Source organism: Actinomadura hibisca NBRC 15177, from assembly GCF_001552635.1.
GTDB lineage: Bacteria > Actinomycetota > Actinomycetes > Streptosporangiales > Streptosporangiaceae > Spirillospora > Spirillospora hibisca.
Map to the genome: position 1 here is coordinate 23,652 of NZ_BCRO01000011.1, position 21,265 is coordinate 44,916.

At 71.8% G+C, this 21,265-nt stretch carries 26 protein-coding genes; 14 read left to right on the plus strand and 12 right to left on the minus strand.

The annotated features are described in order from the left end of the window. Window positions 1–15: 15 nt before the first annotated feature. Window positions 16–975, minus strand: coding sequence for an NAD(P)H-quinone oxidoreductase (locus tag AH6_RS04430; RefSeq protein ID WP_067473948.1), 960 nt, complete (start codon window positions 973–975; stop codon window positions 16–18). 338 nt (window positions 976–1,313) lie between these two features. Between AH6_RS04430 and AH6_RS04435 the strand changes: the two genes are divergently transcribed. After that, window positions 1,314–1,988, plus strand: coding sequence for an RNA polymerase sigma factor (locus AH6_RS04435; RefSeq protein ID WP_245679178.1), 675 nt, complete (start codon window positions 1,314–1,316; stop codon window positions 1,986–1,988). Continuing rightward, a complete protein-coding gene (locus AH6_RS04440; RefSeq protein ID WP_067473951.1) occupies window positions 1,985–2,998 on the plus strand; it encodes a CU044_5270 family protein in 1,014 nt (337 codons plus the stop codon). The genes AH6_RS04435 and AH6_RS04440 overlap by 4 nt, the downstream gene beginning before the upstream one ends. Before the next feature lie 30 nt (window positions 2,999–3,028). Here AH6_RS04440 and AH6_RS45680 read toward each other — a convergent pair whose 3' ends face one another. Together AH6_RS45680 and AH6_RS04445 are read right to left on the minus strand one after the other, a co-directional pair. After that, window positions 3,029–3,157 carry a hypothetical protein gene (locus tag AH6_RS45680; protein ID WP_281180190.1) on the minus strand — a complete coding sequence of 43 codons (129 nt, stop codon included), beginning with the start codon at window positions 3,155–3,157 and terminating at the stop codon, window positions 3,029–3,031. Window positions 3,158–3,242: 85 nt separating this feature from the next. After that, window positions 3,243–3,830: a TetR/AcrR family transcriptional regulator gene (locus tag AH6_RS04445; protein WP_067473954.1), complete on the minus strand. Its 588-nt coding sequence runs from the start codon at window positions 3,828–3,830 to the stop codon at window positions 3,243–3,245. A gap of 110 nt (window positions 3,831–3,940) precedes the next feature. On the opposite strand from AH6_RS04445, the gene AH6_RS04450 reads away from it, so the two are divergent. Further along, complete coding sequence (locus tag AH6_RS04450; RefSeq protein WP_218005710.1) at window positions 3,941–4,954, plus strand: NADP-dependent oxidoreductase; 1,014 nt, start codon at window positions 3,941–3,943, stop codon at window positions 4,952–4,954. Between the two features lie 12 nt (window positions 4,955–4,966). Here AH6_RS04450 and AH6_RS04455 read toward each other — a convergent pair whose 3' ends face one another. Beyond that, window positions 4,967–5,941 carry a helix-turn-helix transcriptional regulator gene (locus tag AH6_RS04455; protein WP_067473957.1) on the minus strand — a complete coding sequence of 325 codons (975 nt, stop codon included), beginning with the start codon at window positions 5,939–5,941 and terminating at the stop codon, window positions 4,967–4,969. Window positions 5,942–6,049: 108 nt separating this feature from the next. Here AH6_RS04455 and AH6_RS04460 point away from each other — a divergent pair, with 108 nt between their 5' ends. From AH6_RS04460 to AH6_RS04470, 3 genes are all read left to right on the plus strand, one after another. Continuing rightward, window positions 6,050–6,445 carry a RidA family protein gene (locus AH6_RS04460; protein ID WP_218005724.1) on the plus strand — a complete coding sequence of 132 codons (396 nt, stop codon included), beginning with the start codon at window positions 6,050–6,052 and terminating at the stop codon, window positions 6,443–6,445. Window positions 6,446–6,491: 46 nt separating this feature from the next. Next, window positions 6,492–7,004 carry a DUF488 domain-containing protein gene (locus tag AH6_RS04465; RefSeq protein ID WP_067474891.1) on the plus strand — a complete coding sequence of 171 codons (513 nt, stop codon included), beginning with the start codon at window positions 6,492–6,494 and terminating at the stop codon, window positions 7,002–7,004. A gap of 151 nt (window positions 7,005–7,155) precedes the next feature. After that, on the plus strand, window positions 7,156–7,419 hold the full coding sequence (locus AH6_RS04470) for a hypothetical protein (protein WP_157431263.1): 264 nt from the start codon (window positions 7,156–7,158) through the stop codon (window positions 7,417–7,419). Between the two features lie 223 nt (window positions 7,420–7,642). Here the strand turns inward: AH6_RS04470 and AH6_RS04475 are convergent, their stop codons facing one another. Then, window positions 7,643–8,986 carry a diacylglycerol/lipid kinase family protein gene (locus tag AH6_RS04475; protein WP_218005711.1) on the minus strand — a complete coding sequence of 448 codons (1,344 nt, stop codon included), beginning with the start codon at window positions 8,984–8,986 and terminating at the stop codon, window positions 7,643–7,645. Between the two features lie 339 nt (window positions 8,987–9,325). Between AH6_RS04475 and AH6_RS46500 the strand changes: the two genes are divergently transcribed. Both AH6_RS46500 and AH6_RS04485 read left to right on the plus strand, forming a co-directional pair. After that, window positions 9,326–10,618 carry a coiled-coil domain-containing protein gene (locus tag AH6_RS46500; RefSeq protein WP_067473966.1) on the plus strand — a complete coding sequence of 431 codons (1,293 nt, stop codon included), beginning with the start codon at window positions 9,326–9,328 and terminating at the stop codon, window positions 10,616–10,618. Window positions 10,619–10,781: 163 nt separating this feature from the next. Beyond that, window positions 10,782–11,705 carry a LysR family transcriptional regulator gene (locus AH6_RS04485; protein WP_067473969.1) on the plus strand — a complete coding sequence of 308 codons (924 nt, stop codon included), beginning with the start codon at window positions 10,782–10,784 and terminating at the stop codon, window positions 11,703–11,705. On the opposite strand, the gene AH6_RS04490 is transcribed toward AH6_RS04485, so the two are convergent. After that, window positions 11,684–12,157, minus strand: coding sequence for an MFS transporter (locus AH6_RS04490; protein WP_245679192.1), 474 nt, complete (start codon window positions 12,155–12,157; stop codon window positions 11,684–11,686). The genes AH6_RS04485 and AH6_RS04490 overlap by 22 nt on opposite strands. On the opposite strand from AH6_RS04490, the gene AH6_RS45690 reads away from it, so the two are divergent. After that, window positions 12,039–12,446 (plus strand): helix-turn-helix domain-containing protein, encoded by a 408-nt coding sequence (locus AH6_RS45690; protein WP_245679196.1) that lies wholly within the window; start codon window positions 12,039–12,041, stop codon window positions 12,444–12,446. The genes AH6_RS04490 and AH6_RS45690 overlap by 119 nt on opposite strands. Window positions 12,447–12,491: 45 nt before the next feature. Here the strand turns inward: AH6_RS45690 and AH6_RS04500 are convergent, their stop codons facing one another. From AH6_RS04500 to AH6_RS04510, 3 genes are read right to left on the minus strand one after another with little or no spacing between them, the layout of a single operon-like run. Next, the gene (locus tag AH6_RS04500) at window positions 12,492–12,938 is read right to left on the minus strand and encodes a nuclear transport factor 2 family protein (RefSeq protein WP_067473975.1); all 447 of its coding nucleotides are present in this window, start codon (window positions 12,936–12,938) and stop codon (window positions 12,492–12,494) included. Window positions 12,939–12,995: 57 nt separating this feature from the next. Further along, a complete protein-coding gene (locus AH6_RS04505) occupies window positions 12,996–13,241 on the minus strand; it encodes a hypothetical protein (protein WP_067473978.1) in 246 nt (81 codons plus the stop codon). A gap of 58 nt (window positions 13,242–13,299) precedes the next feature. Further along, a complete protein-coding gene (locus AH6_RS04510) occupies window positions 13,300–13,815 on the minus strand; it encodes a CGNR zinc finger domain-containing protein (RefSeq protein WP_067473981.1) in 516 nt (171 codons plus the stop codon). Window positions 13,816–13,851: 36 nt separating this feature from the next. Between AH6_RS04510 and AH6_RS04515 the strand changes: the two genes are divergently transcribed. The 4 genes from AH6_RS04515 to AH6_RS04530 are packed head-to-tail and all read left to right on the plus strand — an operon-like array spanning window position 13,852 to window position 16,873. Continuing rightward, entirely contained in the window at window positions 13,852–14,553 is a 702-nt protein-coding gene (locus AH6_RS04515) for a hypothetical protein (RefSeq protein ID WP_067474897.1), read from the plus strand. 29 nt (window positions 14,554–14,582) lie between these two features. After that, window positions 14,583–15,134 carry a GNAT family N-acetyltransferase gene (locus AH6_RS04520; protein ID WP_067473984.1) on the plus strand — a complete coding sequence of 184 codons (552 nt, stop codon included), beginning with the start codon at window positions 14,583–14,585 and terminating at the stop codon, window positions 15,132–15,134. Between the two features lie 53 nt (window positions 15,135–15,187). Further along, window positions 15,188–15,844 (plus strand): HEAT repeat domain-containing protein, encoded by a 657-nt coding sequence (locus AH6_RS04525; RefSeq protein WP_067473987.1) that lies wholly within the window; start codon window positions 15,188–15,190, stop codon window positions 15,842–15,844. A gap of 3 nt (window positions 15,845–15,847) precedes the next feature. Beyond that, a complete protein-coding gene (locus tag AH6_RS04530; RefSeq protein WP_067473991.1) occupies window positions 15,848–16,873 on the plus strand; it encodes a MerR family transcriptional regulator in 1,026 nt (341 codons plus the stop codon). Here the strand turns inward: AH6_RS04530 and AH6_RS04535 are convergent. Together AH6_RS04535 and AH6_RS04540 are read right to left on the minus strand one after the other, a co-directional pair. Continuing rightward, the gene (locus tag AH6_RS04535; RefSeq protein ID WP_067474900.1) at window positions 16,855–17,799 is read right to left on the minus strand and encodes an esterase/lipase family protein; all 945 of its coding nucleotides are present in this window, start codon (window positions 17,797–17,799) and stop codon (window positions 16,855–16,857) included. The genes AH6_RS04530 and AH6_RS04535 overlap by 19 nt on opposite strands. A 245-nt stretch (window positions 17,800–18,044) precedes the next feature. Beyond that, window positions 18,045–18,941 carry a LysR family transcriptional regulator gene (locus AH6_RS04540; protein WP_067473993.1) on the minus strand — a complete coding sequence of 299 codons (897 nt, stop codon included), beginning with the start codon at window positions 18,939–18,941 and terminating at the stop codon, window positions 18,045–18,047. Between the two features lie 79 nt (window positions 18,942–19,020). Here AH6_RS04540 and AH6_RS04545 point away from each other — a divergent pair, with 79 nt between their 5' ends. Further along, entirely contained in the window at window positions 19,021–20,130 is a 1,110-nt protein-coding gene (locus AH6_RS04545; RefSeq protein WP_083982215.1) for a threonine ammonia-lyase, read from the plus strand. On the opposite strand, the gene AH6_RS04550 is transcribed toward AH6_RS04545, so the two are convergent. Beyond that, window positions 20,108–21,253 (minus strand): FAD-dependent oxidoreductase, encoded by a 1,146-nt coding sequence (locus AH6_RS04550; RefSeq protein ID WP_067473996.1) that lies wholly within the window; start codon window positions 21,251–21,253, stop codon window positions 20,108–20,110. The genes AH6_RS04545 and AH6_RS04550 overlap by 23 nt on opposite strands. Window positions 21,254–21,265 lie beyond the last annotated feature (12 nt).

Below are 21,265 nucleotides of genomic sequence, written 5' to 3' on the forward strand. Positions count from 1 at the left end.
AGGTGAGGGCACGGATCAGTCGTTGACCAGCAGGATCTTTCCGATGTGCCCACCGGAGGCCAGACGCCGGTGGGCCTCGGCAGCCTGGGACAGGGGCACCGTCTGCTCGATCACCGGGCGGACGGCGCCGGACTCGGCCATGGGCCAGACGTGGCGCTGGACGGCGGCGACGATGGCGGCCTTCTGGTCGTCGGGCCGGGAGCGCAGGGTGGTGCCGAACACCGACTTGCGCTGGAACACCAGCTCGACGAGGTTCAGCTTGCCCTCGAAACCGCCCTGCATGCCGATGATGGCCAGGCGTCCGTCGAGCGCGAGGGACCGGACGTTGCGTTCGAGGTAGTCGCCGCCGATGACGTCGAGGATCACGTCGTAGGGGCCGTGGTCGGCGAAGTCCTCGGTCTTGTAGTCGATGGTCATGTCAGCGCCGAGCTCCCGGACGCGGGCGGTCGCCTCCGTGCCGCTGACCGTGGTGACGACCCGGGCGTCCAGCGCCTTGGCGATCTGGATCGCCATCGTGCCCACGCCCCCGGCGCCGCCGTGCATCAGGAACGTCTCGCCTTCGGTGAGGCGTCCGGTCATGACGACGTTCGACCAGACCGTGGCCGCCGCCTCGGGCAGCGCCGCCGCCTCCACCAGGCCGACGCCGTTCGGAACGGTGAGCAGCTGACCTGCGGGGACGGCGACTCTCTGCGCGTATCCGCCGCCGGTCAGCAGCGCGCACACCTCGTCGCCGACCTGCCAACCGGTCACCCCGTCGCCGACGGCGCTGATCCGTCCCGACGCCTCCAGACCGGGATACGGCGACGCCCCCTCGGGCACCGGGTAGAGGCCGAGCCGCTGCGCGACATCGGCGCCGTTCAGCGCGCTCGCCGCCACATCGACGATCACCTCACCGGGCTTGGGTGAGGGGGCCTCGACCTCGGTCCATTCCAGGACCTCCGGCCCACCCGGCTCCCTGATCGTGATCGCCTTCATGCCGCCCCCCCTGTGGACCATGGATGTTTACACTGCATATATTAGCCAGAATGTATGCGCTGTCAACATTAGGGGCGCTGGCTCAGGTCAGATCGGTCACCAGGCGTTCGGCGAGCCGCTTGGACGAGCCGGGGTTCTGGCCGGTGTAGAGGCCGCGGTCGACCTCGATGTGCGGGCAGGCGAGCCCCACGTGACCTTGCCGCCCGGGCCGCCGGCCGCATGATCGTCGGCCGGTGTGCCGCAGGGGAACCCGTTTCGGGCCAACGAGGAATCATCCATGACACATCCCCGGCACAGGAGGCCAGAGTGCACATGATGATGACCCGGCGGAGAAGGACGTGACCCTTATCGACGGGCGGAACCGGCGTGCCGCCGCCCTGGCGGACGGCGACGGGCCCGGCGCCGTCGGTGCCGAGCCGGACGCGGAACCCGGGGACGCCGTTCTCATCGCGCGTTCCCTGGAGCAGCCCGAGCAGTTCGCGCCGCTGTTCCACCGGCATGCGCCCCGCATCCACCGCTACATCGCCCAGCGGCTGGGGCCGGACGCCGCCGAGGACCTGATGGCCGAGACGTTCCTGGTGGCGTTCCGGAGCCGGCACCGCTACGACCCCGGCCGCGCCGATGCCCGGCCCTGGCTCTACGGCATCGCCACCAACCTCATCGCCCGGCAGCGGGCGGCCGAGGTCCGCCAGTACCGGCTGCTGGAACGTGCCGCGCCCGGTGCCGGTCCCGTAGCGCGCTCCGGCGACGAGGTGGGGGAGCGAGTCGCCGACCGGGTCACCGCCCAAAGCCTGCACGGTCCGCTCGCGGGCGCGCTCGCCGGGCTGCCCGTCCGCGTCCGCAACGTCCTGTTGCTGGTCGCGTGGGCCGACCTCAGCTACGACGAGGTCGCCGAGGCCCTGGACATCCCGGTCGGCACGGTGCGGTCCCGGTTGCACCGCGCCCGCCGCCGCCTGCGCGACGCGCTGGGCGGAGCCGACCCCACCCTGATCCCGGAGGAGAACGCCCTGTGAACGAGCTGGACACGCTGCGCGCGGCGCAGCCCGACGTCGACGCACCGAGCAAGCAGGCGCTCGACGCCGCCCTCGCCCAGATCCTCACGGACGGGCCCGCGGCCCGCCCCCGAGCCCGCCGGGCCGCGCTGCCCAGGCCCAGCCTCCGCATGGTGCTGGCGGGGGGACTCGCCGCCGCAGCCGCGGTCGCGGTCGTTCCGGTCCTCGACGGAAACGGTGCCGCGCCCGCCGAGGCCGCCGTCGTGCTGCACCGGGCCGCCGCCGCCACGCGCGCTGAAGCCGACACCACCGCCCGCCCCGGCCAGTGGATCTACATGGAGTCCACGGTCCGGGGCGTCCCCGGCCAGGGCGTCATGTGGGCGCCCGGCGAGGACGCCGACTCCCCGCGCCCCAGCACCACCTTCCACATCCGCAGTTGGCACCCCGCCACCGGCGGGACGTTCCGCAGCTGCAAGCCGGTCGGCGATCACCGCGGCTGGTGCAGGGCCGACCCCGCCCGCGTCGTCCGGCAGGTGAACGGGCGTGAGGAGACCGTCGCGCAACTCCCCGGCAGGGACGGCTGGGACGCCGGCAATGAGGACTTCGTCCGCTCTCTGCCCACCGACCCCGCCCTGCTGCGGGCACGCATCTATGCCCAGGCCGACCAGAAGTCCTTCCTGAAGGACTTCGACCGAGACCAGACGGCCGTCCAGACCATCGCCGACCTCATGCAGGGCCACCTCCCGCGTGCCCTGCGCGCCGCGCTGTACGACGTCCTCGCCCGCGTCCCGGGCGTGCGCCTGGACGCCGACGCCGTCGACAACGCCGGACGCCACGGAATCGGTTTCACCCGCACCGGGCAGGGCGAACGCCTCCAGATCATCGTGGCGCGCGGCAACTACCGCTACCTCGGTGACCGGCTCACCGCGGTCACCGACCTGCCCGGCGGCGTCAAGGCGGGCGCCGTCCTGCGCTGGAGCGCCCAGCTGCGCGTCGCCGTCGTCGACAAGCCGAGGCAGCGACCTGCCTGATTCAACGATGGAGAACCGGCCCCACCCCCGTCAGGGGTGGGGCCGGTCGTTGGTCCAGCCGCCAAAGCTCTCGCTGGAGGCGGTGACGACGCTGTTCTTCCCCTCGCGTTCGGTGAGAACCTGGACGAGCAGGCCAGCGCCGGGTTTGTCGAGTTCCACGTGAAGCCTGCACGCTCCCCGACGTCGCCCAGCGCGCACAATAACGACGCCTGACGCAGGGGTCGTTCCGTCGCCGTAGGCGGCGCTAGTCGGTGGGGTTCTTGGGGGTTGGCAGGTCGGTGGTTGCTGGGGGCGTCAGGATCGCGCTCGTGACGACGTCGAAGAGGTGATCGGCGCGTGGTGCGAGCGCGGGCTGGTCGTTGAGCCACGCGAGCGACCCGCCCAGCGCGAACAGGTCAGTGCCGTCGATGTCGGTTCGCGCCACGCCTTCGGCCTGCGCGCGGGTCAACAAGCGTGTGCCGGCCGCACGCATCGTGACGCACGAGGCGTGCAGGGCGGACTCCGCGTCCTCGATGGCCGTCATCATCGCCTCCGTGACGCCGCGGTAGTTGTGCGCGCACGCGACGAACTCGCGCAGCCACGACAGCAGGGCGTCGGTGGGAGAGTCCGACGTTTCGAGGGCGACCGCCCTGTCCGCGAGTTCGTCGAACCTCGCGCGGAGCAAGGTGTCCAGCAGCGCCTCGCGGGACGGGAAGTGGCGGAGCAACGTCGTGAGCCCCACGCCCGCTCTGCGTGCGATGTCGCGCAGCGACGCGTCGACGCCTTCCTCGGCGATGACGGTGTCCGCGACGGCGAGCAGGTGATCGTGGTTCTTCCTGGCGTCGGCCCGCACCGGTCCCCCTCGTTGACTATCCGGACCACTGATCCGTATTATCCGGTTCAGTGGTCCTTTTATGTGGATCAGTGATCCGGTGAGTATAGGACGCGGTGAGGACGGAGAAGATGATGCCGACACGCACGATGCAGGCGGTCCGGTTGCACGAGCACGGCGGCCCCGAGGTGTTGCGGTACGAGGAGGTGCCGGTCCCCGAGCCGGGGCCGGGGGAGGTGCTGATCCGCGTGCACGCGGCCGGGATCAATCCTCCCGACTGGTACCTGCGCGAGGGGATGACCAACCTGCCTCCGGAGACCAGGCCGAAGTTCAGCTTTCCCGTGATCCCGGGAACGGACGTGTCGGGCGTCGTCGAGGCCGTCGCCGCGGACGTCGACGGCTTCTCCGCCGGTGACGAGGTCTTCGGTCTTCTTCGTTTCCCCAGCTTCGAGGGCAGCGCCTATGCCGAGTACGTGGCCGCGCGCGCCTCGGACCTCGCACGCAAGCCGGCGCACGTCGACCACGTGCACGCCGCCGGGGTGCCCATGGCCGGGCTGACGGCTTGGCAGTTCCTGGTCGAACTCGGCCACGACCACCCGTCCCCCTTCCAGGCGGCGCGGCATCGCCACGTGGAGCTCGGCGCCGACACGACGGTGCTCGTCAACGGCGCTGCGGGTGGCGTGGGCCACTTCGCGGTGCAGTTGGCGAAGTGGAAGGGCGCGCGTGTCATCGCGGTGGCGTCGGGCGCGCACGAATCGTTCCTGCGCGAGCTCGGCGTCGACCAGTTCATCGACTACACCAAGGAGCGTCCCGAGGAACTCGTGCGCGACCTCGACCTCGTGGTCGACACCGTCGGTGGTCAGGCCAGTGGCCGCTTCCTGCGCACGCTCAAGCGCGGCGGCGCGTTGTATCCGGTGTTCTTCGGCGAATACGACGAAGAGGAAATCGCCAGGCTGGGCGTCACGCTCTCGGGCACCCAGGTCCGTTCGAGCGGCGCGCAGCTCGCCGAGCTGGGACGCCTGCTCGACGCGGGCACGCTCCGCGTTGCGATCGACAGCACGTTCCCGCTCGCGGACGCCCAGGCGGCACACGAACGGGCCGCCCGCGGGCACATCCAAGGCAAGATCGTGCTCACGGCCGTCTAGCGGCGCCAGTCCTCAGGATGAGGATTCGTAGCGGGTGACGAGCGCGGCGGCGCGGTCGCGCAGGGAGGCGCGCAACCACGGCGGGGCGAGGGCCTCCGCGTCCGTGGCGAGCTGCCACAGCGCCCATTCGGCGTGTCTTCGGTCTTGGAAGGCCGCCTCCAGCCGCGACCAGCCGTCCGCGTCGGTCTCTTCGGCGCGGACGGCCAGCGCGGTGCCCACCAGTTCCTCCCGCCGTGCCGGGTTCATCCGTACCAGCACGGTGACCTGGTCACCGCCGGTCCGGAACCGCGTGCTGCGTTCCTGCCAGGCCCGGTCCAGATCGACCCGGTCCGGTCGTTGTGCGGGTTCGGGGAGTTCCTCGGCGGCCAGGATGCGGGACAGCCGGTAGGTGCGGTCCGCGCCCGACCTCGTGGCCAGCAAGTAGCCCTGCTCGCGCACGGTGACCAGGCCGATCGGGTCCACCGTGCGCCACTTCGGGGGCTGGTCGACGGCCGCGTAGCGGATGCGCAGCTTGTGTCCGGCCAGTACCGCGCGCCGGACCTCGGCCGCTATGGCGTCGGGCACTTCCTCGGCGGCCAGCCGGCGCGCGAGGAGGTCGGTCTCCGGGTCGATGAGCAGTCGCCGGGCCGCGTCGCTCGCGGTGTCCCGGTAGCCGGCGGGCAGCGCGTCGACCACCTTGAGCATGGCCGACGCGAGCGCCGAGCCGAGGCCGAACGCCTGCGCGCCGCGCCGCGAACCGGCGACCAGCAGGGCGAGCGCCTCGTCGTGGCTCAGTCCGGTGAGTTCGGTCCGGAACCCGGGCAGCAACGCGAACCCGCCGTGCCGGCCGCGTTCGGCGTAGACCGGGACACCGGCCGCGGACAGCGCCTCGATGTCGCGCAGCACGGTCCGGGTGGACACCTCCAGCTCGCGGGCCAGCGTGGTCGCGGACATCTGACCGTGCTGGCGCAGCAGCAACACCAGCGAGACCAGCCGATCAGCGCGCATGCGAAAAAGCTACCGGAATACATGACAGGCGATGTCGTGATTTGCCGAGAGGCTAGCCGCACGTCGCCAGAGGTGCTGGCTAGCGAACCGGATGGAACCGATATGACAATCGAGCGTACTGCGGTCAACCCGTGGCCCTGGTCGGTGGAGATGGGCTACAACCAGGGTGAGGTCGTCGCCGGGAACACCCGGACGCTGTACTGCGCCGGGCAGACCGCGATGAGCGACGAGGGCAAGCCCCAGCACGCCGGTGACATGGCCGCGCAGCTGGCGCTGAGCCTCGACAACCTGGAGGCCGTGCTCGGCGAGGCCGGGATGTCCCTCGCGAGCCTCGTCCGGCTCAACGTCTACACCACCGACGTCGATCTGCTGTTCCAGCACTACGGCGTGCTGGCGGCGCGGCTGGGGGCCGCCGGGGTGGCGCCGTCCACCACGATGCTCGGGGTGACGCGGCTGGCGATCCCCGACCTGATGGTCGAGCTTGAGGGGACCGCCGTCGCGTGATGCGGCGTCGCCGCCACTAGGCAGGGAGTGATCGCCGGTGCTCAGGATGGTGACGATCGGTGTTTACGGCTTCGCGGCCGACGCCTTCCTGGAGAAGCTCGCCGACGGGGACGTGGGGCTGCTGCTCGACCTCCGTCAGCGCCGCGGAGTTCGGGGCCCCGACTACTCCTGGGCGAACTCGGCGCGGCTCCAACGTGCGCTCGCCGAGGCGGACGTCGGGTACCGACACGTGAAGGAGCTGGCGCCGACGACCGAGCTGCGCCAGCTCCAATACCGTGAGGACGACCGGCTGGGCGTGGGCAAGCGCAACCGCGTCGCGCTCGCGCCCGCGTACGTCGAGCGCTACACCCGCGAGGTTCTTGACTCGTTCGACCTCGGCGCGCTGGTGGCGGAGCTTCCGGACGACTCGACGATCGCGCTTCTCTGCGTGGAGCGCGATCCGGAGGCGTGCCACCGCTCGCTTGTGGCGGCACGCCTCCGCGCCGAGTACGGCGTGCCGGTCAAGGACCTTCGCCCAGGCTCTTTGTTGGGGTCGATTGGTGAGTCGGGGGTCGAATAGCGGCCGAACGGTCAGTGGTGTTGGCGAGCGATCGGGCTCGCATTGACGCCACTGGCCGTTCCAGGCGGAGAGGGCTTTCGGGTCTGGGTATCCGAGGGCACATGCGCTGGACTGCGGGCCGTCGGTGGTGCCGCCTGCTTGCGGAGGTCGGTTGCGCACTCTGTGCCACCGGTTGCGGTCGATCCCGGCCGTCAACAACGTCCTGGGGGAGCCCGACAACGGCTTCGTCCGCGCCACCACCGTCGACAACGCGTGGACGGCGCAGACCCTCTACCTCAACCTGGGCAACACCGCCGCGCCCCCAGCCGGTGCCTTGAACCGCGACGCGACCGGATACTGCCCTCCCGACCAGCAGCACCCCCCCGTGTTCTCACCGCCGGAGACCTGCGTTCGCCCCGAGGCCAGCGCATCATGACCGGCTCTGGCGCCGACGCCGCCCTCACCGCCTACTACCGGCTGCGCTTCGGCTGAGCAGTCCGAGCCTTGAAGGACGAGACCCGAGCCGACACGTCCGCCAGCACGAACACGCAGCTCGGACATGGCAACGCTTGATGGAGTGTGAGACTGGCTGAAGGCGCATGGTGGCCGTCGAAGCGAGCGGCGATCAACGTGTTTGTCGCCGTTCGACGGCGGTCCGCTCAGGCGCGGCCGAGGGCGAGACCGATGACCCGTTGCCAACGCACGGGCGGAGCGAGGGCGGCGACGCCGGGACGGTCGCGCGGCACCAGCACCCGCAACGCGCCTGGCCGCATCGTGCACACCACCGGTGTGGGCATCCGCAGCGCCTCGCCGTCCACCGCCACTGAGATCTCGTCCGCCGCCGCGGTCACCTCCACTTCCCGCGCGGTCATGACGGTTAGCCCCGCCGACTGCGAGCCGCGTACGGCCAGGTCAGCGGCCTGTGCCGCGCTCTCCACCCGGATCGCGAGCACGCCCAGTTCGCCGCCGTCGAGTCGGGGACGGCGTCCCGCGCCGCCGAGATCGTCGGGCGAGGCGTAGGGGTTGTTGCTGACCAGCAGTGCCTGCTGGCAGGTGAGCGCGGTGCCGTCGGCGCGCGCGTCGAGCCGCAACCCGTGCCCGCCGACCAGCAGGTCCGGCATGAGGCTCAACATCGTGCCCGCCTTGTCCTCGCGGTACTCGGGGCGTTGCACGACGTCCGCGTACACCCCGAACGAGACGGTGTTGACGAAGGCCCGGCCCGCGACGTCGCCGAGGTCGATCCGCAGTTCCTCGCCGTCGGTCAGCGCGTCCAGGCAGCGGACCGGGTCGTCGCGGTCGAGGCCGAGGTCCATGGCGAAGTGGTTGCGGGTGCCCGCGGAGATCACCAGGAACGGCAGGTCGTGTTCGGCGGCGACGGCCGCGACCAGCGCCTGGGTGCCGTCGCCGCCCGCAACGCCGAGCAGGTCCGCTCCCTGCGCGACCGCCTCGCGGGCGAGTTCGGCGACGTCGGCCGGGGCGGCGGGATCGAGCAGGATCACCCGGGCGCCGAGCGCTTCGGCCCGTTCGACGAGCCCGAAGCGGCCGACCTTCCCGCCGCCGGACTTCGGATTCATGATCAGGACCGGTCGCTCCGGCGGGGACGCGGGGACCGGCCGATGCGGCCGGTGCGGATGCGCCATGCGCAGCGCCGCCTGCGCGCAGGCCACGGTCGCGGACCAGAACACGCCCAGGATCAGCGCCATGAGCCACAGACCGTCGAAGGCGAACAGCACCAGGACGGCGACGGGCGCGGCGATCGCGACGAGCGCCCCCAGCAGCCGCACCACGCCCCGGTAGGCCAGGAACCACCACACGCCGACGGCGCAGACGCAGAGCCCGGCGAGCCCGGCGCCGATGATCACCAGCCCGGCCGCCCGGAGCGCGAGCACCAGCACGACCACCACGCCGATCGCCGCCAGTACCGCCAGCCACGCCAGCAGCCGCGCGACCGCACTGCTGCGGGAGCCCGCCATGCGCGTCGCGCCTCCGTCGCCCGGATCCATGCGGTGCGCCCCCTCTCGACTCCTCCTTCCGCCAACCTGCCCGTCCCCGGCTCGACGGGCAGCGCGGCTGGTCGTCGATGCCGAAGATTTGGTGCTCGCGCGGGTGCGGCAGGTGCTGGACCTGACCGCTCCCGCACGGGCATATCCCGATCGGCGAGACCTCCGCGCGCCGGAAGATCGACGTGCTGGAACGGCGGTGCTGCGATACTGAGGGGCTGCCGCACCGCCTGCTGCGACCAGAGCCGCGGCCGGTGCACCAGCGGCGTGCCGTCCGCCGCCATCGACCGACCCCGCCGGGGCACGGCCCCGCGCCGCCCTGCCGTCACCGAGGATGCCGCGATGACCGAACGTTCTCCCGCCGAACCGCTGTGCGTGTCGCCCGACGCCGACCTGTCGGCGGCGGCCGTCGCCGCCCGCGCCCAGCAGACCCGTGCGGAGGGCAGGCGTCCCTGCGACTTCGGCGGCGGCCCCATCTCCGAGCACCGCCGCGCCGACACCAAGTTCTGCAGCGACTACCACCGGGTCCAGGCCCATCGCGCCAGGACCCGCGCCGCCGCAGCCGCCGATCACGTCCCGCTGGCCGACTTCCGCGACAGCGTCGACCGGTTCGTCCCCGCCGCCGAACAGCTCGGCGAGCTGGTGGCCGGGGCCAAGGCGCTGATGAGCCAGGCGATGGACACCACCGTCGAGCGCGCCCGTACCGCCCAGGCCGACCGGCTCGCCGCCGAGCAGCGCGAGGCCGACGCCAAGCGGCAGGCCGCCGACGCCGAGCAGGCCGCCGCGCGCGCCGACCGTCGCACCGCCAAGGCCCTGGAAGCGCAGCGCGCGGCCGAGGCCGACGCCGAAGCCGAGCGCCAACGCGCCGACCAGGCGGTGACCATCGCGGCCAAGCAGATCGCCGAGCACGAACACGCTCGTGGTGCCGCCGAGGGCGCGCGCCGAGCCGCTGAGGACCAGTTGCTGGAGATGGTGGGACGGCTGCGTCAGGCCGAACAGGATCTTGAGCAGTTGCGCGGTCAGCAGGCGGAAACGGCGGCGGCGCTGGCCGCCGCCCATACCGAGATCGCCACCCAGCGCGGCGAGCTGCGCGCCGCCACCGACCGCGCCGAGCGCGCCGAGCGGCAGGCCCAGGCCGCCGAGCGGGCGCAGCACGAAGAACGCGAGCGCGCGGCCGTCGCAGTCGCCGAGACCGAGCAGCGTCACCGCGCCCAGCTGGATCAGGTGCGTACGGAGCTGACCGCACGCGCTGAACGGGCCGAGGCCCGCGCCGACCAGCAGGCCGCGTCGATCGAGGAGTTGCGCGCCGAGCTGACCGCGCGCGCCGACCGGGCCGAACAACGAGCTGACCGGGCCGAGGCCCGCGCGGACCAGCAGTCCGCCTCCGGTGCCGCCGCGCTGGACGGGCTGCGCGCCGCCCTGCGGCTGCCGGAGATCACCGACCTGGACGGCACGCCCGGCGTGGCGATCGACGGTTCCGTCGGCGTCCTGCTGGAGGGGGACGGGCGGATCGTCGCCAAGCGGCTGCCCGAGGTCTACAGCGCAGAGGGTGCGCTGCAAACCGCCCGTGCGCTGCTGGCCGCCCACGCTCACCTGACCGCCACCGTGCCGTCCTCCAGGGCGTCGGCCGAATAGCAGCCCAGCGTCCGCGCCATCGTGGCCGGAGCCAAGGTCTCGGTCGGCGTCATCGACAAGATCCTGGTGAAAGGATCCGCAAGCGGTTCAGCAGGGACGGTGCCCTGCCGCCGGGGTTCCAGCGGTACGGTCGGAGAGGGAGAGGCTGGGGGTGTGGGGTCCGGTGGAGCGGTATGAGATCGAAACGTTCTTGACCTTGGCCAAGGAACTCAACTTCACGCGCACCGCTGAACGCCTGCTCGTCTCGCCGGGCCGGGTCAGCCAGATGATCAAGAAGCTGGAGCGTCGTCTCGGCGGCGCGCTGTTCGAGCGCAGCAGTCACCACGTGGCCCTCACCCCGGTCGGCCGGCAGTGGTACGCGGAACTGCAGCCTGCGCGTCAGCAGATGCAGCGTGCGATCGACAACGCGGCGGCGGCCTTCGCGGGGATCAGCGGGGCACTGCGCGTGGGATTCACCACCCCATGGTCGGGTGCCCTCATCATGCAGGCGGCCAAGGCGTTCAACTCGCGTCATCCCCGATGCACCGTCGAACTGCACGCGGTGACCTATAACGCGGCCATCGCGACGTTGCAGGGTGAGGACGTCGATCTGGTGGTCGCCGCGCTTCCCATCGACGATCCGACGATCACCGTGGGCCCCCTGGTGTTCTCCGACACCCGGGCCCTTGCCGTGCCCGCCCACCACCCCCTGGCGGCACGGGAGACGGTGTCGTTGGAGGATCTTGCGGTCCTGCCGCTGATCACGGCTGCCGGGATTCCCCGTGCCTGGCGCGAAGCCCATTTCCCGCGCCGCACGCCTCAGGGCCACCCGATCAGGCATGAGGCGACCGCTGCCGGATGGCAGGAGATACTCTCACTGGTCGGGGCGGGCCAGGGGGCCACGGTGGCTACCGTCTGCGCGGGTCGCTATCACGGTCGACCCGATGTCGTCTATGTCCCGTTCGATGGCGCGCCGCTCGTTGACTATGCGTTGATGTGGTGCGGCGCGGGCGACACCGTCGGGTTCCGGAAGTTCGTGCAGACCGTCGTCGAATTCGCCCCGCATACGGCTGGTCGCTCGGCGGATCAGCACTCCGCTCCCTCGTAGCCGACGACCACCGGCGAGCCGCACGCCGGCTCGTGCTGGTGCCCGCCTCGCGGCAGTGTCAACGCCGCGCCCGCGGCCAGCACGAGCCCGGTCGCCGCGAGCAGCATGCTCCACCGCATTCCGGCCAGGAACGTGCTCGCCCCCGCCAGCAGCGCCCCGAAGACCGCCACCGCGAGCGCCCCGCCGACCTGGCGGGCGGTGTTGAGCATGGCGGACGCGATGCCCGCCCGGTCGGCGGGCACCGCGTCGAGCAGCAGTGCGGTCAGCGCGGGCACCGCGAGCGCCCCGCCGAGGCCGACCGGCACCATCAGCGCCGCCACCGCCCACACCTCGGTGTGCGCGCCGATCCTGGTCAACGCCATCAGCCCGGCCGTCCCGAGCAGTAGTCCTGCCACGATCGGCACCCGCGGGCCGAACCGCCCGGCCAGCCTCACCGAGGCCAGGTTCACCACTGCGACCAGCGCCGTCAGGGGCATCCACCCGCCGGAGTCGTTCGGGCGCGTCCATCACCTGCCGAAGGAGCGGCTGGCCGCCGTCATGGACGGCCTGCGCGAGCGCGGCCTCGTCGACGCCGACGGCCGGTTCACCGACGCCGGCCGCGAGCTCAAGCAACGCATCGAGACCCTGACCGACGAGCTGGCCGCCCCGCCGTACGAGGCCCCGTCACCCGCCGAGCTCAACGAACTGGCCGCCGAGCTCGAACCCATCACCGCGAAGCTGGTGGCCGCGGGTTCGCGGTGACGAGCGGCGACCGGCAGGACGAGGGGACCCCGCTCGGCGGCGGGCTCAGGTGCAGGCGTCGGTGATGGCTGCGGGGTCCCAGTAGAACGGGCGGCATTCGAGCATCCGCCCGTCGCGCACCTTGATGAGCTGGACGATGTGGGTCTCGACGTCGCGTCCGGTGGCCCGGGACCGGAACCGGACGCGGTTGCCGACCACGACGGTGTCGCCGTCGCCCCAGTGCTGCTGGTCGAGGAACTCCATCGACTCCCAGGTCTCGGCGAAAGCGGCCAGGAAGCGTTCCATGCCGTCGTGGCCGCGCCAGGTCCCGGTGCCGGTGAACGGCAGGCCGGGTGCCTGGTGCAGCACCACGTCCGGGTCGAGGTGGACGGCGACCTCTTGGTAGTCGGCCTTGCCGTACCCGCCCGCGGCCACGTAGGCGGCCTCGGCCGCGTAGAACCTCTCCATGACCGACCAGGCGTCGGTTGCGGCGGAATGCGTCTTCGATGTCATGGGACCAACGATCCCGGCCGCCAGGCGGCGGGCGCTGGCGAGAAAACGACAGGAAGTTCACGGCCCGGATGGGGGCGTCGCGTAGCCGTGCAGGAAGTAGGCGTTGCCCGGTACGGGAGGCGGGCACGACAGGACCCGGAACAGCGTGGGCCAGTGCCGTTCCCGAATCGGATATTCGAAGGTGAGCCACTCATCGTCGCCGTAGTCGAACAGATCGCGGATCTGTAGCAGTTGGCGGTGGGACACCAGGAAGGTTCCGGCGAGTTCATCGTCGGGACCGAACCACACCAGCTCCCAGCCCATGTCCCTCGGTCGGGCGGCGTCCTGTTGATCGATGGTGTTCCTCCCGGTGGTGTCCGGTTCAGTCGTTGGGCGTGGTTTTGCGGCGGGCGCGGTAGGCGGCGACGGTGGTCCGGCTGGCGCAGGTGTTGGAGCAGAAGCGGCGGCTGCGGTTGCGGGAGTCGTCGACGTGGAAGCGGGCGCAGCCGTCCGCCTGGCATCGGCCCACGGTGACGTCGGGATCCCCGCAGATCACGTGGGCGAGCGCGGCGGCGCAGCTGCGGCCGAGCCAGGCGATGGGGCTTTCTCCGTCGTGGGCGAAGTGCAGGTGCGCTCCGCCGCTCTCGTCGTGCGTGCTCACGTACAGCACGGGCGGGAACTGCTCCAGGAGCTGGTTGACGGGCGTGATCGGGCCTCCGTCCGCCACGGCCGCGACCGCGTCGTGCAGGGGAGGGAGGAGTTTCGCGAGCGAGTCGGCGTCCGGTTCGGTGACGCGGTGCTGGACGAAGAACTCCCGCCGCAGGTCACTGGGGCCGTCACCGTTGACCAGCTCGACGGCCAGCCTGGTCAGATTGCCTATGTAGGCGACATGACGCACTTGACCACCTACCTCCCTGTCCGCATAGTAGGCGGCATGAGCATGAACACCAACTACATTGCCAGAACCGCGGGGACCGCCGCAGCGTCGTTGAAGCGCGCCGGGCTCTGGGACCTCGCGCTGGAGCTGCCGGAAGGCGGGGCGACGGCGCTGCGAGCGGAGCTTTTGACCGACAGGTTCTTCTGGCGGCTTGACGACCCGGCCGACGCCGAAGCCGCCGTCGCCGCGCTGTCCCAGGAGGAGCCGACGCTCGGCGGGTTCTATGACGCTCAGCTCGCCTACACCCGCCTGCTCTTCGGCCTCGACCCGCGTCCCGACGACACCGCACGGGTCCGCGCCGGCTTCTCCGCCGCGACCGGGGACCCACGGGTCGCGAGCTGGGCGACCTTCTGGACGGGCATCATCACCGAGAAGTTCGATGACGCCCCGGAGGCGGCGAAGGAGCACTACGCCCAGGCCCTCGATTCAGCCGTGCAGGACGAGGACCTCCTGCTGGAGTCCTACGCGATCCGGCACCTGGGCGCGCTGGCCCTGGAGAACGGCGACGCGTCGGGACTCGACGATCTGCGCAGGTCGTACCAGCTCCGCGCCGCCCTCGGCGCCCGCCCGCAGACGGCGGCCGCGGCGGCCACCTATGCCGCCGCACTGCCTCCGGGCACTGAGGCCGGGCAGTTGACCAGGCTCGCCGCGCAAACCGCCCGTGAACTCGGGCTCACCTGGCTGATCAAGAGCCTGTGAGGGCGCCTGACGTGCCGGAGGAGGCTGCGATGCGCTACACGGATTTCACGCTGGACGACGGTGACCTGCGGCTCCGTACCCTGGACGCCGCCGACGCCGCGCTGCTGGTCGAGGCCACGAGCGCGGAACCGGGACGGGCACTGTGGGGCTCTCCACCACTCGGGCCCTACTCGTTGCGCGATGCGGAAGCGGCACTGGCTGATTGGAATCCCGCTGCGGGAGGCCAGTTCAGCCTGGGCGTCATACGGGACGGGAGGTTGCTCGGCGCGGTCGGGTTGATACCGGAGCGTCCGGGGAGCATCGAGTTGGCGTACTGGCTGCGGCCGGAGGAGCGGGGCAAGGGCATCGCCTCCCGCGCCGTGCTCGCCGCGACGTTGTGGGCTCACGACGAACTCGCCGTCCCTCGGGTCTGGCTGGAGATCTACCCGGACAACGAGCCTTCATTACGGCTGGCGGAACGTGTCGGTTACCGGTTCGAGCAGCGCGTTCCACGGCACTGCCACGATGCCGAGCAGGACGTCTGGCATGACTGCCTCATCTGGAGCCACGGCAGCGCTCCAGCACGACTTCCGGTGGGCTAAGCCGAGCAGCTCCGTTTGACCTTGACACGGTGACAACGTCTTTACTGTTCCTCATGACCACGAATATGACGCGTGCCCTCCGGGCGCTGGAGAGCAACGACCCGTCGGTCCGGATGCAGGCGGCGATGGCGGTCGGCACGGCCCCGGATCCGGACTTCGTCGGCAGGCTCATCGAGCGCTGCGCGATCGAGCCCGAGTTCTACGTGCGCGAGATGCTGACGTGGGCGCTCACCCGCCACCCGGCGTCGGCGACGGTCCCGCCGCTCATCGGCGAGGTCCGCTCGGAGCGTGCGCAGGCGCGGAGCCAGGCGCTGCACACGCTGTCCAAGATCGGGGATCGGCGGGCGTGGCCGGTGATCACACCGGCGCTGCTGTCCGACGCCGACGACGAGGTGGCCCGGACCGCCTGGCGCGCGGCGGTCGTGCTCGTGCCTGAAGGTGAGGAACGCGAGTTGGTCCTAGTGTTGGCGACGCAGCTCGGGCGCGGCGAATGCGAGACGCAGTTGAGCCTCAGCCGGGCACTGATCGCGCTCGGGGAGGCGATGTTGCCGACACTGAGCGCCGCGACGACGAATCCCGACCCTCGCGTGCGCGCGCACGCGATCGCCACGGAACAGCTGTGGCGCAACCCGGATACCAGGTTCGAGCTCGCGATCGAGGAGGCGAAGCGCGTCGTGGCCCTCGGCGGGGGCGGTCAGGAGGGACGGTAGGCAGTGTTGATCGGTGATGTCGCGCGACGGTCCGGCGTCAGCGCCCGCATGCTCCGGCACTACGAGTCGCTCGGGCTGGTCCGGCCGACGGGCCGTACCGGCTCCGGCTACCGGGAGTACTCCAGCGAGAACATCCGGCGGATCTTCCACATCGAGAGCCTGCGGTCGCTGGGCCTGTCCCTGCGCGACGTCGGGCGCGCGCTCGACGACCCCGGCTTCGCGCCCGCCGAGCTCGTCGACGACCTCATCCGCCAGACGCGGGACCGCATCGCGGCGGAGACGGAGCTGCTCACGCGGCTCCAGCGGATCGATGCCGCGGAACCCGCCGGATGGGAGGACGTGCTCCAGGTCGTCGCGCTCCTCCAGGCGCTGGGGTCGAAGAACGCGGGGGCACGGCAGCGCGCGGCCCTGGCCGCGGTCGAGGACGTTCCCGTGCCGGTGGAGGCGCTGGTCGAGGCCGTGCTGAGCGAGCCGGACCCGAACGTGGCCGGGGCCCTTCGCTGGGCGCTGGCGCGGACGGGGGAGGACGGGCTGGCGCTGCTGGCGGAGGGGCTCGGCTCACCTGTGGCCGAGGTGCGGAAACGTGCCGTCCAGTCCATCGCCGAGATGCCGGGCGGTGCGGCGACCGCCCTGTTGCGGAAGGCCCTCACGAATCCCGACGCCGTGGTCCGCGGGTACGCGGCTCTGGCGCTCGGGGGGCGCGGCGTGGCGGACGCGGTCCCGACGCTCATCGACATGATCGTCGAGGAGCGGAACGACGTCGACGCGGCCGACGCGCTGGGCACGCTGGCGAGCGATCCCGCGCTGGCGGACCGGATCGCGGCCGGGCTCGTCGACCGCCTGTCCGGCGACGCCGTCGGCACGCCCGCACGCCGACGGCTGACGCAGGCGCTCGCGGACATTCCGGGGGCTCTGACGGCACGTGCCCTCGAAGATCTGTCGCATGATGCAGACCGTGCCATCGCGCTCACCGCTAGCTACCTTCTGAAGCTGCGCGACGCGAGGCCGGATCAGACGTTTGGGCCGTAGCCGGTGCACTCCGGCTTGAACCCCGGTTCGTCGGGCCCGAGCTCGTTGCTGATGATCTGCATGATCGGGCCGTCGAACGACATGCCGGAGTGGCTCACGGGATCGTTAGGGCACAGGTCCTGGAGCAGGATGTTGGTGGAGTCGCCGCCGTGGAGGAACGAGTTCGTCAGCGGGGTGACCGTGGTGTCGTGCGTGGTCGCGATGGTCAGGTAGCGCACGCCGGGAACGGTGTCCCCGTCGGCGAACAGCGCCTTCTGGAAGTCCGACCCCTCCTGCTGCTGCACGTGCGCGGGCGACCCGATGAGGTGGTAGAAGCCGTTGACCAGCCCCAGCACGCCCAGCGACCGGCCGAGGTCGACCAGCCCGCCCAGGGTCGTGCCGTGGTTGGTCGGGCCGAGCGCGATCAGCGTGCGCACCTTGGCCGCGCCGCCGAGCCGCTTGATGTAGTAGTTCGGCATCATCCCGCCCTGGGAGCCGCCGATCACGTCGACCTCGGCGGCTCCGGTGGCGGCCAGCACCCTGTCCACGAACGCGCGCATGGTGCGGGCCGACCGCGCGATGTCGCCGAGCCCGTAGATGTGGCCGAGGCTGGAGTACGTCTCGCCGTAGTTGAAGCCGTAGACGCAGTACCCGGCGTTGGCCAGGGTGGGGGCGATCATGGCTCCGGCCGCGCCGAAGTTGGACGTCGTGCCGTGCACGATCACCACGGGGCGGGGGTGCTCGGCGGACGGTTCGCAGGACCAGATGTTGGCGCCGGGGACCGCGTCCGGGCTGAGGAAGAAGTTCCTGATCGAGGTGCTCAGGTCGCCTACGGGATAGGTGGTCTCCGCTGCGGCGGGGGCCGGGACGGCGGTGGTCAGGGCGGTCGCGGCGCATACCGCCGAAGCGGCGGCGGCGAGCCTGCGCCGGATCTGGTGTCTCCTCAAGGCTGGCTCCTTGGTCTCCATGAACTCCGTGGTGCTTCCGTCGGCCGTAGCCGGACGCGTCGAGGTCGAGCCGGGCGGGGGCGGGCCGGAAGGACGCCGCTCATAAAAACAAAGCTATCTTTTTGGAAATCGGCCGCGCCACTCCGTCCGCGACAACAAACGCGGCCGGACTGCGCCCCTGGCCACAACCTCGTCCGAACGAAGCCGCGACGGGAAGGCATCGCGCCAGGTCGGCGGCGCGAAGGTCAGGAGGAACCGGTCGCGGTGGCCGCCTGGGCGAGATGGTGTAGAAGCGCGGCGGTCGCGGGAGGGTCGGGCGGGTCCCCGATGACCGCCGTGCTGAGTTCGCGTGTGTGGCCGGGGAGGGGCACCGCCCTGACGGCGGGGTTGCGCTGCGCTTGTAGGGCCAGGTCAGGGAGGGTGGTGACGCCGAGTCCGGCGGCCACCAGCGCCTGGACGGCCACGTAGTCGTCGGTCGTGAAGGCGATGTCGGGGGTGAATCCGGCGGCGGCGCAGGCGCGGACGAGGTGTTCGCGGCAGCGTTCGCAACCGGTGATCCATCGCCGGTCGGCATGGTCGGCGAGGGTGTCGCCGGGCAGTTCGGCCGGGGTGACCAGGGAGATCTGCTCGGTGCGGAGACGGGTCCGGCGCAGGCCGTCGTCGGGCGGCGGTGCCGCGCGGTCGGGCGACGGGTAGCCGAACAGGACCGCGACGTCGACCTCGCCTGCCCTCAGCAGCCGGATCGCCTCGGGAGGTTCGGCCTCGGTGAAACGCAGCTCGACGCCGGGATGGTCGGCCGTGAAGGCAGCCGCCGCGCGCGGGACGAAGGTCCCCAGGGCGGACGGGAACGCGGCCAGCCGGACCCGGCCGGTGCGCAGGCCGACGTGGGCGGCGAGTTCGGCCTCCACCGCGTCCAGGCGGCCCAGGATCTCTTCCGCCCGTTCGGCCAGCATCCTGCCGGCGTCGGTCAGGCGGATGCCGCGGCCGACCCGCTGGACCAGCAGGCTGCCGGTTTCGGCCTCCAGCCTGGCCAGATGGTGGCTGACCGACGGCTGGGCGTAGTTCAGGGCGCGCGCCGCCGCCGTCACCGAACCGTGCCGGGCGACGGCGGCCAGCACGCGCAGGCGCGTGACGTCGAGCATGCACTCATCAATACCATCGATGAATTACCGAGATGACTGGCATTGGACCGATGAGACGTCCGGTCGCGATGCTGAGGGCATGGAACAAGCGCTGCTCGCCGACGTGATCGCACCCCGCTTCTCCGACGTGCTGGTTGCCCGGGACGTCCTGGCCCGGCACCTGCCGCCGACCCCGATGTGGTCCTATCCCGCCCTGGACGCCGAGCTGGGAGCCACCGTCCACATCAAGCACGAGAACGTCCAGCCGGTCGGGGCCTTCAAGGTGCGCGGCGGCCTGGCCCTGCTGGCCGGGTTGTCGCCGGATCAGCGGGCGCGTGGGCTGGTGACCTATTCGACCGGCAACCACGCCCAGTCGATCGCCTACGCCTGCGCCGCCTTCGACGCGACGTGCACGGTGGTGATGCCGAGCGCGGTCAGCGCGGAGAAGGTGCGGGCCGTGCGCGCCCTGGGCGGCGAGGTCGTCCCGCACGGGCCCGACATGGCGGCGGCGCAGCGGCACGCCGAGCAGCTGGCCGGGCGGACCGGCGGGCTGCTGGTCAGTCCGGGCGACACCCCGGCCCTGATCGCCGGGGTCGGCACCGCCTATCTCGAACTCTTCGAGGCCCGGCCCGATCTCGACGCGTTGCTGGTGCCGGTCGGCAGCGGCACCGGCGCGGCCGCGGCCGTCCTGGTCGCCGCCGAACTCGCCCCGCGCTGCCAGGTGATCGCCGTCCAGTCGCAGGCCGCACCGGCGGCGCACGACTCGTGGCGGCTGGGCTCCTGCGTCGAGCGCTCCAACCGCACGGCCGCCGAGGGGCTGGCCACCGGGCGCGGGTTCGCCCTCCCGCAGCAGATCATGCGCTCCGGCCTGGCCGACTTCCTGCTGGTCTCCGACGCCCAGATCGCGCAGGCGCAGCGGCTGCTGGCCACGCATGCCCATACCCTCGCCGAAAGCGCCGGTGCTGCGGGGCTCGCCGCGGTCCTCGCCCGGCCCGACCGCTTCGCCGGCCAACGCCTGGCCGTCGTCTGCACCGGCGGCAACGCCTCCGCCGCCGAGATCGCGGCGCTGGGGAGCACGGCCGAGGGCGACTGGGGCGGAAACGTCGGCGACGGCCGCGCCGCGTCGTCCGGGGCGGGTGCTCGCGAGCACGACAGCGATCTTGATCATGTGCGTGGGGGCGAGGGGATCAGGGCTGCTCGTGGCCGGTGAACATGGCGGCCAGACGGTCGACGGCGCTGGGCCCGAACATCAGCTCCAGCGAGGCGGCCGACTCTCCGGCGGAAGTCGCGCTGCGGGGGAACAGGGCCTTCTCGTAGGCCGCGAGGGCGGCGTCGGTGTCGCCGGGGTGGTCGGCGATGGCCTGGCCGAGTTCGGCGCCGTCCAGCATCGCGAGGTTCGCGCCCTCCCCGGCGAACGGCGACATCAGGTGGGCGGCGTCGCCGAGCAGGGTCACGCCGGGGGTGCGGTCCCAGGAGTGGCCGACCGGCAGGGCGTTGATGCGGCGCGGTACCAGCGGCCCGTCGGCGTCGGTGATCAGGCGTTGGAAGGCGGCGTCCCAGTCGGCGAACTCGGACAGGAGCGCGGTCCTGGCGGTGGCGTCGTCGGTGAAGTCGATGCCGTCCAGCCAGCCCTCGGCGGCGCGCAGCGCGGTGTAGACGTGCAGGCTGCCGTCGGTCTCGCGGTGGGCGAGGAAGCCGTGCTCGCCGTCCAGGGCGAGGAAGAAACCGCCGCCGATCAGTTGGGCCGAGGCGGGGTGGCGGGCGTCGGCGTCGAGCAGGTCGAGTTCGACGAAGGAGACGCCGGTGTAGGCCGGTCGCGCGGAAGAGACGAGCGGCCGGATCTTCGACCAGGCACCGTCGGCACCGATGAGCAGGTCGGTGGTGATGGTGGTGCCGTCGGCGAAGGCCACCTCGTGGCGGCCGTCCTCCAGCGGGCGGACGGCGGTGGCCTTGGCGTCCCAGCGGATCGTGCCGTCGGGCAGGGAGTCCAGCAGGAGGTCCCGCAGCTCGCCCCGGTCGACCTCGGGTCGGCCGCCGGTGCCGTCGTCCTCTTCCTCAAGGACGGCGGTCGCGTCGCGGCGCAGCAGGCGCATGGCCTGCCCACCCTCGTGGATGATCTTCTCGAAGTCGCCGTACAGGTCGGCGACGCGCAGCGCGACCTGGCCGGAGTCGTCGTGGATGTCGAGCATGCCGCCCTGGGTGCGGACGTGCCGTCCGGCCTCCAGGTCGAACACGGTCGCCGGGACGCCGCGGGCGTGCAGGACCCGTGCCAGGATCAGGCCGCCGAGCCCGGCGCCGATGATCGCGATGGAGTGGTGCGCGGTGGTGTTCATGACGAGCTTCTC

What these genes read in the sequence shown, in the direction of transcription:
- AH6_RS04430 (WP_067473948.1), bottom strand. Translation starts at nt 975, where the DNA reads ATGAAGGCGATCACGATCAGGGAGCCGGGTGGGCCGGAGGTCCTGGAA.
- AH6_RS04450 (WP_218005710.1), top strand. Translation starts at nt 3,941, where the DNA reads ATGATGCCGACACGCACGATGCAGGCGGTCCGGTTGCACGAGCACGGC.
- AH6_RS04455 (WP_067473957.1), bottom strand. Translation starts at nt 5,941, where the DNA reads ATGCGCGCTGATCGGCTGGTCTCGCTGGTGTTGCTGCTGCGCCAGCAC.
- AH6_RS04465 (WP_067474891.1), top strand. Translation starts at nt 6,492, where the DNA reads ATGGTGACGATCGGTGTTTACGGCTTCGCGGCCGACGCCTTCCTGGAG.
- AH6_RS04475 (WP_218005711.1), bottom strand. Translation starts at nt 8,986, where the DNA reads ATGGATCCGGGCGACGGAGGCGCGACGCGCATGGCGGGCTCCCGCAGC.
- AH6_RS46500 (WP_067473966.1), top strand. Translation starts at nt 9,326, where the DNA reads ATGACCGAACGTTCTCCCGCCGAACCGCTGTGCGTGTCGCCCGACGCC.
- AH6_RS04500 (WP_067473975.1), bottom strand. Translation starts at nt 12,938, where the DNA reads ATGACATCGAAGACGCATTCCGCCGCAACCGACGCCTGGTCGGTCATG.
- AH6_RS04505 (WP_067473978.1), bottom strand. Translation starts at nt 13,241, where the DNA reads ATGGGCTGGGAGCTGGTGTGGTTCGGTCCCGACGATGAACTCGCCGGA.
- AH6_RS04515 (WP_067474897.1), top strand. Translation starts at nt 13,852, where the DNA reads ATGAGCATGAACACCAACTACATTGCCAGAACCGCGGGGACCGCCGCA.
- AH6_RS04520 (WP_067473984.1), top strand. Translation starts at nt 14,583, where the DNA reads ATGCGCTACACGGATTTCACGCTGGACGACGGTGACCTGCGGCTCCGT.
- AH6_RS04525 (WP_067473987.1), top strand. Translation starts at nt 15,188, where the DNA reads ATGACCACGAATATGACGCGTGCCCTCCGGGCGCTGGAGAGCAACGAC.
- AH6_RS04540 (WP_067473993.1), bottom strand. Translation starts at nt 18,941, where the DNA reads ATGCTCGACGTCACGCGCCTGCGCGTGCTGGCCGCCGTCGCCCGGCAC.
- AH6_RS04545 (WP_083982215.1), top strand. Translation starts at nt 19,021, where the DNA reads ATGGAACAAGCGCTGCTCGCCGACGTGATCGCACCCCGCTTCTCCGAC.
- AH6_RS04550 (WP_067473996.1), bottom strand. Translation starts at nt 21,253, where the DNA reads ATGAACACCACCGCGCACCACTCCATCGCGATCATCGGCGCCGGGCTC.